Origin of the sequence: Terrisporobacter hibernicus (assembly GCF_020809405.1) — a bacterium.
In the GTDB taxonomy this organism is placed as follows: domain Bacteria; phylum Bacillota; class Clostridia; order Peptostreptococcales; family Peptostreptococcaceae; genus Terrisporobacter; species Terrisporobacter petrolearius.
In genome coordinates, this window is sequence record NZ_CP081135.1 from 52,261 (window position 1) to 68,122 (window position 15,862).

The following is a 15,862-nucleotide window of genomic DNA, read 5'->3' on the forward strand; positions in this document are numbered from 1 at the left end:
CCTATATAAGAGTGTGTTACCTTCAACTTCATTTAACCTTTATGATTATCTAATCTTTAATATAAAATGGTGCAGTTTCGTTAAAATACCACCCACAGAAAATGTATCAGATATCTACATTATTTGTCAATAATTTTTGTATTTATAGTTTTTAGAGTATATAAATATCCCATTCTTAGGCATAATACATTCTCCTACTTGATAATATATCTGTCATTTATCATGATACTTCTTCCCAATTTGAGTTACTTCAAGTAGTACATCTCCTATTTACCAAATGAGCAATCCAATAAAAAAGGCATATTGTTTTCAATATACCTTTTTGATAACTTATTCACTTCATACCGCTTCACTATATTCATATTCTAAACTTTCTTTGCTCTTCTTAAGTACATTTTTAGAAATTGCAAGTACAATAAGCTCAGATACAAGCGTTGCTATCCATATACCAAATCCACCAAATATAAGAATCATCACTATTAACGTAATTGTTATTACAACTACTCCCCTACCTAATGATACTACTCCTGCTTGAACTGGCATATCTACAGCCACACAGAATCCTGAAGTTATTACATTATATCCCATTATTAAAAATGCTGGAGAAAATAATCTTAAAACATTTACTGTATAATTAAATAATCCTTCATCCACATTGTTAAGAAATAATGATACTAATTGATTTGCAAATACAAATACTATTAAAAATGACACAATTGATGAAATTTTAATTGTTTTCATTCCCATTTTTAAAATTGATAAAACAGAATCTTTATCTTTTTTGCCATAATAATAACTACAAATTGGTTGTATTCCTTGTGATATTCCCATCATAGTTGTTAAGACCAATGTGTTTATATAACAAACAACACTATAACTTACTAATGCATTTTCACCAATTACTCTTAATATACTTTGATTAAAAATTAAAATAACAACTGCCACACTTAATTCTGTTGTAGAATCTGGAATACCTATAAATAGTACTTTTTTGACAACACCAAAATCAAAATGGAATTTTGTAAATTTAAGCTTACCTCTTTTTCTTAAAAAATGTATAAAGAAAAATGAGAATGAAAATACTCTTGCTATTCCTGTTGCATATGCAGCTCCTTTAACACCATACCCTAATTTTATTACAAATATATAATCAAGTACTATATTAGTTATTGCAGATATTATTACACCTATTGTTGCAAGGTGAGGATAACCATCACTTTTTATTAAGACCTCTAAGTAGTAGGAAGCTAAATAAAATAAAACAAATAGCATTATAGTCCCCACGTATTCTTTAACATAAACCATAGTTGAGTTAGTTGCACCTAAAAATACTGCTATTTTATCTAAATTTAATAAACTAATTAACATTATAATTGCTGCTAAAATTACCATTACAACTAAATTCAATGTGAAATACTCATTTGCTTTTTTATTTTCTGAACTTCCTAATTTAATAGCAACTACAGTACTTGCCCCTGTTGCAAATAAAATAGATATTGCAAATAACATATTAATGTATGGTGTAGATATGTTTACTGCTGCCAGAGCATCACTACCTACTCCTTTACTTACAAATATCCCGTCTACCATTGAATATAATGAAAATACCCACATTGCTGCTACTGAAGGTATTACATACTTTTTAAATTGTGACTTTAAACTTATTGAATTTTCCATATAATTCATCTCCTTCCACTATAAAACTATAAACTGTGGTATAATACACATGTCAATAAATATTTTTTAATTTTTGAGGTGATTTTTTGAAAAGAAAATATTATAAAACTGGTGAACTTTCAAAGATATATAAATTAGGTAGAGATTCAATAAAATACTACGAAAAATTAGGTCTTTTAAATCCTACTAGAGATACCAATTCCTATAGAATGTACACAATTAAAGATATATGCAATTTAAATCTTATTCGAGAGCTTAGAACTCTAGATTTTTCTATGCAAAGAATCAAAGAATATATTGAAAATAGAAATATTGAAACTACTAGAAAAATGCTTTATGAAGAAATTGAATTAATAGAAAAAAAGGTAGAAGTTTTAAATTCTCACAAAGACTCCTTAATCAAAAGATTGTCATCTATAGATAAATGTATAGAACATACTACTTTTAATAGAATTGAACTTTTATATATGACTAAAAGAAAAGCACTTACAGTAGACTCCAACGAATCTTTTGCAGAAAATAATGATTATTTAATACAAAAACTAAGTGATAAATTTGAAGATAAGTTTTATGTATTAGGCAATAGCAACTTTGGAGCTGTTTTTGATTCTAAAAGTATTGCCAAGGGAATTTATAATTATTACAAACATACATTTTGTTTATTAGACGATGATTCTTCTGATTATAACTTTGTTTTAGACGAAGGGTACTATGTTACATATACTTACAAAGGTGACTATAATCAGTATGAACAAGTTTTTGAAATGCTTTACAAATTTATCGAGATCAATAAATATACTATTCTGGGCGATCCCATAGAGATTTATAAAATAGATGTTTATGAAACTTCTCTAGAAGATGAGTACGTTACACAAGTTCAGATTCCAGTTAAGCTTTTAAGCGATCTTTCTTTGTAAATAGCAAAGGAGCACAGTACAATAAATATTCATTATACTGTGCTCCTTTTGATATAATTAATAAAACGACTAAAATTGGGTAAAGTTCACTTAACTATTTATCTCTCCTATGAGTAAGAGAACCTCTCTTCTTAACAAGAAGTATCTCATCCACATCATTGATTGAAATATTTATGCCAACAGGAGCATAAACATTATCTAGTTTTTCTTCACTTACATTTTCTTCAATTAAAGTCTCTTTAACCTTAATCCATTTTTTCTACTACCTATCATACCTATATAGTTGGCGTTTCTATTTATTACACTTCTTAAATTTCTAAGATCACCTTCATATCCTCTAGTGGCTATAATCACATAAGTATTATCGTTAATTTTCGTATTCTCAACTATTTTATCTATGTCTCCAGCATAAATCTCATCTACATTTTCAAATCTATCAATATTTGCAAACTCTTCTCTATCATCTACTACGACAGTGTAAAAGTCTAAATTCTTGGGTATTTTAAATAGTGCCAAACCTATATGTCCACCACACCTAATTACTATTATGTCCTTTTTCATTTTCTGCTTAAAATTACATTCTGATATTATATTTAAAGTGTACTCAATTAAAAACTTATTATTATACTTCATAAGAAGTTTGTTTTGTCCCATGCGTTTTGCAAATCCTGAGATCATAATTATTGCTGTAATCAAGTTTATCATCCTTTTTGTTAATTCATTAAAAATATTTTAATATTCTTCATTTATATAAGTATCAGGATGAGAATTTTCTTCTTCATTTGTATGCTCATTATTTTCATTACTATTATCTAACTCTTCATTATTATCCATATCTTCATTATTATCTGTGTCTTGGTTATCGTGTATATCTTCGTAATTATTCATGTACTCTTCTAGTACATAATATTTTTCATAATACTCATCTGTACTATCAATTTTTACAGCTAAATTTAAAAATACCGCCAATATTATTAACCCTGCTATATAATATGTAAAATACACATTCTTATCTTTGTTGTAATTTTGTGAACTGTTCAAATTTTTAGTAGCTATATCATTATTATTTACCTTATTATTCATTTCATAATTCTCCTAAAATCATTATTTTTCTAAAAAACTATTCTTCTAATAAGAATACAGGTACTAGTTTATAACCTTCTAATTTTATACTACTACATATTTGAACTTATTTTCTATATTTATACAATATTTCATAAGAAAATCACCTCGTATAGAGGTGACTTTTTATTAATACACATATTTAAAAATATATAAACATTATTAAGAAATAATAATCTAATATATTATTCTTCTTGCAGTAACATATCCTTTTACATAATATGATGTTGACATACTTTCATACTTTACTGATTTTCCTGGACTTGGTGAGTGGATAAACTTACCATTACCAACATACATGCCCACATGTCTAATAGAATTTGTTCCACTATTAAAAAATACCAAGTCTCCTGCTTTTAAATTGTTTTTACTTACATGTTTTCCATTTTTAGCTTGATCTCTTGATGTTCTGTTTAAATATATTCCTGCTTTTTTATAAGCATAATACGTAAGACCTGAACAGTCAAAAGAGTTAGGCCCTGCTGCACCATAAACATATGGTTTACCTACTTGCGCTTTAACTGTAGATAATACTTTATCAAGTTTAGAATTACTTGATGGCTTATTAGATGAAGATGTTGTTGTATAACTTACTTTAATATCACTTGAATCTCCAGCATATAGTTTTAAGTACTTTGTAGATACATACCCTGTTGATGAACTAGATAGTTTTATCTTAGACCATCCATTACTATATGATGATATTATACCAACAACGCTATTTTTTTTAATTGTTTTTTTAACACTGTGTTTAGTTGAAGCACCTGATCTTACATTTAGTGCTGACGCTGTAACCTTACCTACTTTCCTTATTGAATCTGATATTGTTGATCCTGAAATTTTAGTGTAATCGTCAGTAATATATCTTGTTTTTCCTTTGTACTCAACCTTATACCATCCATTGCTACATCTTGATATGTATTTTAGTTTTGTTCCTTTACTTACTGTACCTACTATAGAAAATTTTGTTCCAGCTCCACTTCTTATATTAACTCTACTTGCTGTAACTTCAACCTTTTTGGAACTAGAAGTAGAGCCATTTTTTACTCTTGAATATTTATTACTTACATATCTAGTACTTCCTTTATATTTAACCTTATACCATCCATTGCTACATGTTGATATATATTCTAGTTTTGTTCCTTTTTTTACTGTACCAGCTATAGAATATCTCGTACTTGATCCTGTTCTAACATTAAGAGCATCACATGTAACTTCTACAACCTTACTACTCCTAACTTCACTAGCTTCTACATTTTCATTAATAGCTACTGCTGGCATAATACTTGTAGCTATCATACCTAAAGCCATTCCTTTTGAAATATTTTTTGTATTTTTGTTAAAAATCATATCCCACACATCACCTCATTTTGTAACTTTTTCGTAATTTTTGTAACCCTTTTGTAACCATTGTATCATACCTACAACAAAAATTTCTATATTTTTACAAAAAATAATAAATTTACAAAATAAAAACCCCCTATAACATTGGAGGTTTTTGCAGTTTAGTATTTAGCTATGCTTTTAATTTACACGTTATATATATCTGAAAACTCTATATCACATCTTTCTACATGCTTAAATTTTCTATCAAAATCATAGTCTTTATTATTTTCTTCTTTCATCTTAATAGGAATTGTAAATATAAACTTCGAGCCTTCATTAACCTTACTTTTCACATAAACTTTTCCTTCATGCATTTCAACCAAATTTTTCACTAGTGATAATCCTATCCCACTACCTTCACACATCCTATTAAATGAACCATCTACTTGTCCAAATCTATTGAATATAATATCTATCTTATCCTCTGGAATTCCTATCCCAGTATCACTTACTGAAACAATCACCTCTTTTTCAGTCGCATTAATATCAACTTTAATACATCCATTCTCAGGTGTGAATTTTACAGCATTTGATAAAAGATTCAACATAATTCTTTCTATTTTATCTGGATCACAAAAAGTAATTAACTCTTCTACATTTGTATCAAATATAAGATTTATATTATTATTTCTTGTATACTCTGCCACAGAAAGAGTTATATCTTCAATTACATTTATAATATTTTGATTAGATGATCTTAGTTCATAGACTCCTGTATCCATCTTGCTTATATCTATTAAATTATTCACTAACCTTAATAATCTATATGAATTTTGCTTTATATAATTAAGATGTTTCTTTAGATTTTCTACATCAATATTATTTCTTTCAATATTTTTATTAATAAGTTGCATGGTTCCTAATAAAATATTTATTGGCGTTCTAAATTCGTGAGATATATTTGAAAAAAATTCATTTTTTACAATTTCCAATTGAACAGCTTCTTGTAATTTTCTTTTTTCTTTTTCTATTTCTAATTTATTTGTAATATCTCTCGCTGACGTCACATATAATTCTTGATTAGATATATACATACTACTCCATTCAAGATGAACATAGTGACCTTTCTTATGTCTAAAACGAATAATACACCTAGTAATCTCACCATCTTTACCTAAATAATTTTTATCCTTAAAACGCTCTACATCTTCAGGATGAACAATTTCTTTTATTGGTGTAGATAATAATTCTTCTTCTGTCCACCCTAAAACTTTATTCCAGTTTGGACTAATTCTTTTAAAATATGCATCTTTTCCAACCATGGATACTAAATCAGCAGAAACTTTTAAATACTGTTCTAGCTCTTTTTCAGTATACTTACGCATTTTATTTTCAACAAATACCTGGTTTGAAAGCCTAACATTTTTAACTATCATGGCTATTTTATTACATATGTGTTTCATAAATTCATCATAGTTGTAATTAGGCGAATTATCATTACAATAACTTAAGGATATAATTCCAATAAATTCATTACTTAACTCTATTCTATAGCTACCTACATAATCCAAACCATCCATACATATTTTATCCCAAATTGGTAAGTTTTTTATTTTTGACTTACAGTACATAATATTAAAATAATTTTTATATTTACTTGAATATAACTCATCTATTTTACACGGTATAAATTTTAACTTTTTAAGATGTTTATTAGAATTTTTTAACTTTATAAATGGTATTAAACCTTGTTTATTATTATCATATATTAGTATTGATAGACCATCTGCCTGGGTATAATCTAGTATTCGTTGGCCAATATTACTTAGTACTTTCTTCAAATCAGTATTGCTTTTCTTAATGTCATTGTAATCACTTTTAATTATTGTTCTATTAAAGTTTTTGTATAAGTCTTCTGAATCATTTTTTGATAAATTAATTTTTTCAGAAGTAGCAATAATGTATTTAAATTTTTTATTTTCATCGTATACTGGACATTTATAAGTTTGATTCCACTGAATATTATGATCAACTATTAATTTTTCGTCAAATAATTTAGGTTTTTTATTCTCACATAGCGCTTTATTATTAAGTTCAAATCCTTCACAAATTTCATTTCCCCAATAATTACTATTATATTTTCCTATAATGTCTTCTCTTGTCAAATTAAACGTATTTGCAAAGGATTTGTTAGCGTATAAATACTTTCCATTCTCATTTATAACAAATGTAGATATTCTAATATTATCTAAAAGGTCTTCTAACATCTCCATTGTATATGATTTTGAATTAACTTCATTGGCTACTATAAAAATACTTTTTTCATTATTAAAATATTCTATAGTAACATTTGAATTAACTTTAACTATTTCATTAGATTTTGAATAAAAATCTAAGATTTTATTTTTATCTTTCATTTCTATAAGTTTGTTTATAATATTATGTTCTTTGCTTTTTATTATTTTAAAAATATTTGAATTTAACAAATCTTCTTTACTGTAATTCAATCGTTTTAAAAAGCTTTCATTACAAAAAATTATATCCCCCATATAGTTTAGAACAACAATATAGTCACTAATTTTATTGTATATTGATAACATTTCCAATCCCCTCTTGCCTTATTAGTAATAATCTTTCTGTATTATTAATTCATATTTTAACACATATTTACATTGTTTTATATTATTTGTTAAGTTGCACCATATGTTGCCAATTTTTTAATAAATGACAATTTTAATTTTGAAAACTATTATTTTCTTCATAATATATATGAAAGTCCAAAATAAATTGCATAATAAAAGGGATAGAACACTATCATATAATAGCTTTCTATCCCTTTATTAGACTTTTTTATATTAAGCTTGTTTTCCAAAATGTCTTTCTAATAATCCTAAGAATGCTTTACCATGTCTAGCTTCATCTTTGCACATTTCATGAACTGTATCATGTATAGCATCTAATCCTAGTTCTTTAGCTCTCTTCGCTATTTTTAACTTTCCTTCAGTAGCTCCGTATTCTGCCTCAACTCTAGCTTCTAAGTTTTTCTTAGTATCTGCAACAACTACTTCTCCTAATAACTCAGCGAATTTAGCAGCATGCTCAGCTTCTTCAAAAGCGATTCTTTTATAAGCTTCTGCAACTTCTGGATATCCTTCCCTGTCAGCTTGTCTTGACATAGCTAAGTACATTCCTACTTCTGTACATTCTCCAACAAAGTTAGCTCTTAGCCCTTCAACAACCTCTTCATCTACTCCTTGAGCTACACCTATTCTATGCTCATCAGCCCAGTTCCTTTCACCTTTCATTTCTTCAAACTTATCAGATCCTACTTTACATACTGGACATATTTCTGGAACAGCTTCTCCTTCATATATATAACCACATACTGTACAAACAAATTTTTTCATTTTTCATTTCCTCCGTTTTTTATTTATATTTTCTTACTTTTTGTAGTCAATTTTAAATGTTAATACTTACTTACAATTTTATATATACCCGTCATCTTTTGCCTTAAACAGAGTTTTAAAATTTAATTTAAAGATTATTTACACAATCACGTTGTATCAAGGAACTAAGTTATTTATTGTTCATAAAAAAGTCACTGGAGTTATTTTCCAATGACTTTTTTATATAATCCATATTTTATTTTATTCATTTTATTATTTTTAAATCTAGAATTTAACCTTAATATTTTCTCTTTCTGCAGTGTTTTCCAATTCGAAGAAAGATTCTTCTTTAAATTTAAATAAACTTGCAATTATACAGCTTGGTACACTTTGTACAGTTTTATTAAGATTTTTTACTGTTCCATTATAATATCGTCTTGATTTTTCAATTTCTGATTCTATATTTTGTAATTCTTTTTGTAAGTTAATAAACTGATTATCAGCTTTTAAATCTGGATAGTTTTCAGAAATCATTAATAATCTACTTAACGCATTTGACAATTCTCCTTCATATTTTGCCTTATATTGAGGAGAACTCGAAATAGCATTGCCTCTTGCCTGGACAACATTTTGCAAAGTTTCTTTTTCATGAGCTGCATATCCTTTTACTGTTTCTACTAAATTAGGTATAAGATCGTATCTTTTCTTTAAAAATACGTCTATCGTAGAAAATCCTTCTTTAACATTCATTCTCAGTGACACAAGCTTGTTGTACGTTGAAACACCCCATATTACAACAACACCTGCTATTACTAATATAATAATCCACGTCATTATTTCACCTCCAATTTATTATGCTTTTTATTTATTTAATTCTACCAACTTGAGCCTCCTCCACCACCAGAGCCTCCTCCACTAAATCCGCCGCCGCCAAATCCTCCTCCTGAACTACCAGAAGAAGTATCTATAGTATGGCTTACTGTAGATTCTACTTTATTTAAGTTATTTACAAACATATTTAAAGCAATATAGTTATTTAATGGATAATAAGTATCATAGTAAGATGGTTGTTTCATAGAAATATCCTTAAACTTATCCGTCCATTTTTTAGTTACTCCAAGAACCTGAGCATAAGGAAGTGTATTATAAAAATATTCTGGATCCTCTTCTAACAAAGCTTCCAACCTTTCTTTTTCTGCCACTTCCATAAAGTTTCTAAATCCTACTATTTCACCTAGTAATTCTTTACCATAATCACTTCGTTTTGGAACACAACTACTTAAGATATTTCCAATTAATGATACTACTATACTAAACATTATTATAAACTCATCTAAGTCAGAAAATAAAAATGGTAATCTTATTATAATTAAATAAATAAAGCTAATAACAATTACACCAACAATTTTATTATTTTTCTTAATTAATCCATGTCTTTTCTTTAATGATTGATAAAAAATCAAGTAAAATACAAGGTGTGCAACTAACAATATGATGCAGAATATAATACCTCCTACTATGGACCCATGATCAACTTCTCTAGCCACCATCATACATGATATTATAGGTATCGCAGAGATTATGCTTAACATAAACCCTGATTTTTTAGAAGCACTATCTCTCAGTTTTTTTTCATATTTAAATTCTTCTGTAACACCTTTTACTGCCTTACTTACTTCTTCTCCAAAATAAGTTTTTAATTTTTCACCAGTTACTTTTTTACCATTACCATATTTAAATAAACTATTAAATAAATTTTTTTCATAAGGTTTATTGTTGATACCTATTTCTTTTAATTTTTCAATAGTAAACTTGTCATTTTCCTTCATAATTATTTTTATATAACCTTCACTTGCCCAATAAAATAATAATGATGTAACTTGCGAGTTGCTAATACTTTCATTGAAACCATAGGCAACTTCTGCACTATTCATAGATCTAGGTGGATAAAATTGAACTACTGGTATTACAGGATTTTTATCTTTAAATCTAAAATATAAAAACACAATAATAAGTAATATAACAGGGGTTGCAAATTTAACAATATTTGCAGATACAGGCAAAGGTCTTACAAATAAGTTTTTATCTATATCAAGACTTAGCTTTACATCTTCCCCATCATATATAGTATTTTTATTTGTAAATATTACATTATTATCATTTTTTTCTAAATTAAATCTATCCGTACCATAATTAGCTCCTTTTTCATTAAAATCCACAATTGCATTATTTATTAGAAACGGAGACTTTATATTTACTTTCAGATTTTCTAGTTTTCCATCTAAAGTTGTTTCTACAATCTTAAATACAATATCATCACTAAGCCTCGGCTCAATTGTATATGATACTTTAAAGTTATATTCATCTTTGCTTTTATCTAACGTTATAATTCCATGCTTTTCATCGTAAGACACATTTTTATCATTTACATTCATATCTACTAAATAAAAATTTTTACCCTTTATCATGTCACAAAGATCAATCATAAGATTCTCTTTACCCGAATAATTCTTATTAATTTTTATTTTAAAATCACGTTGTATTTCATATCTTTTGTCCTGTGTAATATTGATGTTTATAAATTGATTTTCAATTGTATATGGATATTGTTTTATGGGGGCATTTTTAAAGGCACCCTCATTTAACATGGCATTTACTGTTATAGCATTGTTAGGCTTTATAGTATTTATTGAATTGATATAAATTTTATTGTTTTTCACCTTATATTGTACGTTTTTTGAATCTTTACTGCCATATTCACCATCAGTAATATTTATTTTCTCTAAATTAGCTTCCTTTGGATAAGTTATTGTGGAGGTGAAATTTTCAATTTTCGTGTCCCATTGATCTCCCAAAACATTGAAATAAATATAATCACCTTCTGGCTTTTCCTCGTTGTAGTTTACTATGGTGTATGTAATTTTGTAAGTTTTATCGCCACTTATTGTTTCATCTTCATCTCCTATTCTAATCTTCATGTCAAAAGAATCTTCTACTTCATATGGTGCTCCTTCTACTGATACATCTTTTATATTGTAATCTTCTAATCTTGTAGATGTAGGTATGCTTCTAATAATTCCATGTCGTTCTTCATTAAAATACACATCTATGGTTTCTGTTATTTTAAATTCTCTTTTGTCATTTACATCAACATTTACGTCCATTTTTTTTATGTAGTAACCATCATCTTCTGCATAAGCACTAAATAAAAATATGTTTATTGATATGGCCATAAAAATTAGAAATATAATCATTTTCTTCAATCTTACCACTCATTCCCCCTCCTTTTTATCTCTTACTAAATACAATATATATTTATCATTCCAAGAAAATATGTTCATATCAAGTGTTAATTATATATATCAGAAAATTCAATTTTGCACTTTTCTATACTTAAATTATTCTTTTCAAAAGAAGAAATATTTTTAGCTTCATCATTAATTTTTAAATTTTTAGGAAGAAAAAAAGTAAAAATAGATCCTTCATTTTCTACACTTTCAACTTTAATATTTCCACCATGTAGCGTTATTATTGATTGAACAAGGTATAATCCTATACCGCTGCTTTCGTATCTTCTTTTAATGTCTACATTTGCTTGCCCAAATCTATCAAAAATAACGCCTATCTTATCCTTTGGTATTCCTTGTCCATTATCTTTTATACTTACAAAAACAAGCTCTTCATCATGACTTATATTGACAAATATTTTGCTATTTTCATTGAATGAATATTTAATAGCATTTGATAATAAATTTAATACTACTCTTTCTATGGCATCTGGATCACAAGCCATTTCAATTTCTTCACATTCTGTATCAAATATTATTTCCACACCTTTATTTTTTGCATACTCCACTACAGATAAACATATATCCTCTACTATATTTACTATATTATTATTACTCAAACTGATATTATAATAGCCAATATCCATTTTACTAATATCAGTTAAATTATTTACCAACTTTAAAAGCCTATAAGAATTTTGTTTTATATTTTTTAAGTATCTGCATAAATCATCCTTTTGTATTTCACCATAATTTTCAGTACTCTTTTCCATAACTTGCATCGTTCCTAGGATAATATTTAAAGGAGTCTTAAACTCATGAGACATATTTGTAAAGAAATCACATTTCATAGCTTCTAACTTAATTCTTTCTTCAAGATTTTTTTGTCTTTCTTCCTCAACTATTTTTTCTGTAATATCTTTTCCTGTAACAAAGTATCCTCTTACTTTTTTGGAGTACTCTATATACCAATGAATCCATTTATAAGTCCCATTTTTACATAAGTATCTTGTTTTAATTTCAGTTTTTCTATCTTTTTTATCATTTACTTTTGATAGATATTTGTTTATATCTCTTAACCCTTTTAAATCTTCAAAATACACATAATCGTATATCCCTTTATTTAATAATTCTTCTTTTGTCCAACCTAGTATTTTAGTCCAACTAGAGCTTAGATTTATAATTCGTTGATTTTCATCATATATGCATACTAAGTCCGTTGATTTTTCTAAATATTCATCAAGTTCATTTTCTATTATTGTTCTTTTTTGATTTTCTAAAATTACCTCTTTATTTAATAACCAACTTCTTAAAATTATTGAAATTAATTTACAAACACCGTTCATATAGTCATAAGGTATATTGTTATATACAGTTTCTTCCTTGTAAATAATTTGTAAACTTCCTATAAATTCATTGTCCACAGAAAGTTTGTATGTACTAAGAATATTGTTTTTATAAGATTTTTCTAGTTCATAGTGTTTATGCTTTAAATCATCTCCTAATTTTATATATGGAATTAAAGCCCTTTCTTTTTTATTGAAAATATATATGGATATGCCGTCTGCTTTTGTATTATCTAATATGTCTTTACATATATGAATGATTGTTTCCTTTACACTTTCATCAGATTTTAATGTATTCACATCATTTAAATTTTTATATATATTCATTTCCTCCATAATATTCCTCCAAAATAAGATAATCTTAAAATTTCCCTTTAATACTAATTATAGATTTAAAAGACTTTAATATCTACGACCTTTTTAAATTTATCCAAAATTTGTTAAATATAAAACAATAAATACCTTGTATTTTTTTTATTATAATACTTATATACTATATATATTATTAAATTTAAAAAAGCACATAAAAAAGGGATATCTCAAAATAACTTATACTTCAAAATATCACCTTTATATTTTATCAAGTTGTAAATTTTTTTAAACCTTACTAAACATTGCATCCGCATATCTTAATGATTCTAAATATATAGAAGAAATAGTCTCTTTATCTAAGTTATAATTTTTATTAAATTTCTCAACTATATCCCAGTTGCTTAATTCATATTCTTTTACACATTCTAAGGAATCGTATAATTCTCCTTCTTTATTTATGAATGCCATTTTAATTATTTCAGATAATCCTAAAGAATCCAAAATTGACAATATATCTTCCTCTAAAATATTATCTATTAATGATAATAATCCAGCCATATATGCATCATGCCTCATATGGTTGTAATCTAATTTGGTTATGATTTTTTCCATGAATGTTGCTCTAAATAAAGATGATTTTGCAAATTCATCATTATCCTCACCTGTCATATCTCGTAAAAACAAAAGCATTATCCATCTTTGAGTTTCTGTAATTCCCAAACGTACTAAAGCTTGTTTTACTGAATTAATCTCTGTTCCTCTATAATATATAGATGTATTCATCAAAGACAATAGTTTATAAGTCAAACCTACATCTAATTTTATTATTTCCTCTAGAGCATCAAAATCAGGGTTACCTTTTGATATTTCTTCCCATAGTCGCGAATATGATGATGATGCAATACAAAGACTGTCTTTTGATATCATTATTGGTTTACTAAAATAATATCCTTGGAATAGTGTGTATCCATCTTTCATTGCATTTATGTAATCATCCTCTGTTTCTATTCTTTCTGCAACAAGTTTTTTACTATTTTTGTATTTCTTAGCTATTTTTCTTCTTTTATCTGGATCAAGTAGACTATATTCAACTTTTATAATGTCTATATAAGGTAAGAGTGCATCATAAGTACCATCATCAACAAAATCGTCAAGTGCTAATTTATATTTTTTATATTTAAGAAAAGCAACTCTATCTATTAATTCTTCATCCATTTCAGTATGTTCTAAAATTTCAATTATAATCTTCTCAGAATCAAAAAGTAAAGGTATATCAGACATTAAGGATTCTTTGTTAAAGTTTATAAATCCATGTTTTTGTTTAATTAAAGAATATAAGTCAAACTCTGATAAAACATTATAAGTTAGCTCTCTTGTAGCTTCATCTTCATCAACGTTTGCATATCTATTTTCATTACTATTTCTATGTAATAATTCATATCCAAATAGTAATTTATCACAATTAAAAATAGGTTGCCTTGCTATATAAATTTTCATAAAGCCCCCCCTAAGCATTTAAATATTTTTAAACTAATATATATAATAATACATGCATCTACAAAATACCATCAATTTAGACATATTAATTATTTTATATAATTATTTCGGTAAATTTTTCAGATATGAGTCATTATTAGAGAAAAACAAGTCTATACTTAGGTTAAACAGTGCATTTTTTATATTTATTTTATGGACTAATGACTTATATTTTCATCTTCACTTCCCATTATAAATAGTCCAAGTCCCATAACTAATGCCCCTCCTACTATATTTCCAAGAGTTACAGCAACTAAGTTGTAAGCAGCTCCTACTAAAGTTGCCCCTTGAATAGCTGGTGATATTAAAGCTACAGAAAATATTGTCATGTTTGCAACACTATGCTCAAATCCACTAGTTATAAAAGCAAACAAACATAAGAATATCATAAGTATTTTCGCTGTATCGTCATTAGTTCTAAAGGCACATAGAACTGCTACACAAACTAATATATTACAAAGAACACCTCTAAAGAATAATGCCATAAAAGATGCTGACGTTTTTGCTATGGAAGTTGTTGCAAAAAATTCCATTATGGGACCTTCATTTACAATACCCGTTCCAACAAAAAATCCTGCGACTAGTATAGAACCAAGTAAATTTCCAACAAAACTGAATAACCATACTTTACTCAAGTCCCACGTAGAGACACCTTTATTTAATCTTCCTACAGTCATAACCATATTGTTTCCAGTAAATAATTCTGTTCCTGTTATTATAACTAAACATAGGGCTAGTGCAAATGACAACCCCATTATGATTTTTGTTACAGGAGAGTTTGCTGCACTTAATAATCCCCCTACTGTAAATATTAATATAATTCCAAGTCCCACATATAGGCCTGCAAAAGCTGCTGATACTAAATATTTTAATTTACTACTATTTAACAAATTAATCTTATTTTTTGCTGCGTTACTTAATTTTAATACTGTTTCATTATGCATAATAAACCC

12 protein-coding genes are annotated in these 15,862 nt (G+C 26.9%); 1 reads left to right on the forward strand and 11 read right to left on the reverse strand.

The annotated features are described in order from the left end of the window. Positions 1–339: 339 nt before the first annotated feature. The gene (locus JW646_RS00255) at positions 340–1,677 is read right to left on the reverse strand and encodes an MATE family efflux transporter (RefSeq protein WP_148557678.1); all 1,338 of its coding nucleotides are present in this window, start codon (positions 1,675–1,677) and stop codon (positions 340–342) included. A gap of 86 nt (positions 1,678–1,763) precedes the next feature. Between JW646_RS00255 and JW646_RS00260 the strand changes: the two genes are divergently transcribed. Further along, the gene (locus tag JW646_RS00260) at positions 1,764–2,594 is read left to right on the forward strand and encodes a MerR family transcriptional regulator (RefSeq protein WP_074917263.1); all 831 of its coding nucleotides are present in this window, start codon (positions 1,764–1,766) and stop codon (positions 2,592–2,594) included. Between the two features lie 228 nt (positions 2,595–2,822). On the opposite strand, the gene JW646_RS00265 is transcribed toward JW646_RS00260, so the two are convergent. From JW646_RS00265 to JW646_RS00310, 10 genes are all read right to left on the reverse strand, one after another. Next, a complete protein-coding gene (locus JW646_RS00265) occupies positions 2,823–3,290 on the reverse strand; it encodes an XdhC family protein (protein ID WP_187359275.1) in 468 nt (155 codons plus the stop codon). A gap of 36 nt (positions 3,291–3,326) precedes the next feature. Next, positions 3,327–3,677, reverse strand: a complete 351-nt coding sequence (locus JW646_RS00270) for a hypothetical protein (RefSeq protein WP_148557677.1) — start codon at positions 3,675–3,677, stop codon at positions 3,327–3,329. Between the two features lie 216 nt (positions 3,678–3,893). Beyond that, the gene (locus tag JW646_RS00275; RefSeq protein ID WP_228416184.1) at positions 3,894–5,066 is read right to left on the reverse strand and encodes a C40 family peptidase; all 1,173 of its coding nucleotides are present in this window, start codon (positions 5,064–5,066) and stop codon (positions 3,894–3,896) included. Between the two features lie 179 nt (positions 5,067–5,245). Continuing rightward, entirely contained in the window at positions 5,246–7,642 is a 2,397-nt protein-coding gene (locus tag JW646_RS00280) for an ATP-binding protein (protein WP_148557675.1), read from the reverse strand. Between the two features lie 255 nt (positions 7,643–7,897). Beyond that, positions 7,898–8,449: an NADH peroxidase gene (locus tag JW646_RS00285; RefSeq protein WP_074917271.1), complete on the reverse strand. Its 552-nt coding sequence runs from the start codon at positions 8,447–8,449 to the stop codon at positions 7,898–7,900. 264 nt (positions 8,450–8,713) lie between these two features. Then, complete coding sequence (locus JW646_RS00290) at positions 8,714–9,262, reverse strand: LemA family protein (RefSeq protein ID WP_074917280.1); 549 nt, start codon at positions 9,260–9,262, stop codon at positions 8,714–8,716. Between the two features lie 41 nt (positions 9,263–9,303). After that, complete coding sequence (locus tag JW646_RS00295) at positions 9,304–11,700, reverse strand: DUF2207 family protein (RefSeq protein ID WP_228416185.1); 2,397 nt, start codon at positions 11,698–11,700, stop codon at positions 9,304–9,306. Between the two features lie 77 nt (positions 11,701–11,777). Next, positions 11,778–13,397 (reverse strand): PAS domain-containing sensor histidine kinase, encoded by a 1,620-nt coding sequence (locus tag JW646_RS00300; RefSeq protein ID WP_228416186.1) that lies wholly within the window; start codon positions 13,395–13,397, stop codon positions 11,778–11,780. 261 nt (positions 13,398–13,658) lie between these two features. After that, positions 13,659–14,870, reverse strand: coding sequence for an EAL and HDOD domain-containing protein (locus JW646_RS00305; protein ID WP_228416187.1), 1,212 nt, complete (start codon positions 14,868–14,870; stop codon positions 13,659–13,661). 197 nt (positions 14,871–15,067) lie between these two features. After that, complete coding sequence (locus tag JW646_RS00310; RefSeq protein WP_228416188.1) at positions 15,068–15,853, reverse strand: formate/nitrite transporter family protein; 786 nt, start codon at positions 15,851–15,853, stop codon at positions 15,068–15,070. Positions 15,854–15,862 lie beyond the last annotated feature (9 nt).

Coding starts and splice junctions, on each gene's coding strand:
- JW646_RS00255 (WP_148557678.1), bottom strand. CDS start 1,677: ATGGAAAATTCAATAAGTTTAAAGTCACAATTTAAAAAGTATGTAATA.
- JW646_RS00270 (WP_148557677.1), bottom strand. CDS start 3,677: ATGAATAATAAGGTAAATAATAATGATATAGCTACTAAAAATTTGAAC.
- JW646_RS00275 (WP_228416184.1), bottom strand. CDS start 5,066: ATGATTTTTAACAAAAATACAAAAAATATTTCAAAAGGAATGGCTTTA.
- JW646_RS00280 (WP_148557675.1), bottom strand. CDS start 7,642: ATGTTATCAATATACAATAAAATTAGTGACTATATTGTTGTTCTAAAC.
- JW646_RS00285 (WP_074917271.1), bottom strand. CDS start 8,449: ATGAAAAAATTTGTTTGTACAGTATGTGGTTATATATATGAAGGAGAA.
- JW646_RS00290 (WP_074917280.1), bottom strand. CDS start 9,262: ATGACGTGGATTATTATATTAGTAATAGCAGGTGTTGTTGTAATATGG.
- JW646_RS00300 (WP_228416186.1), bottom strand. CDS start 13,397: ATGGAGGAAATGAATATATATAAAAATTTAAATGATGTGAATACATTA.
- JW646_RS00305 (WP_228416187.1), bottom strand. CDS start 14,870: ATGAAAATTTATATAGCAAGGCAACCTATTTTTAATTGTGATAAATTA.
- JW646_RS00310 (WP_228416188.1), bottom strand. CDS start 15,853: ATGCATAATGAAACAGTATTAAAATTAAGTAACGCAGCAAAAAATAAG.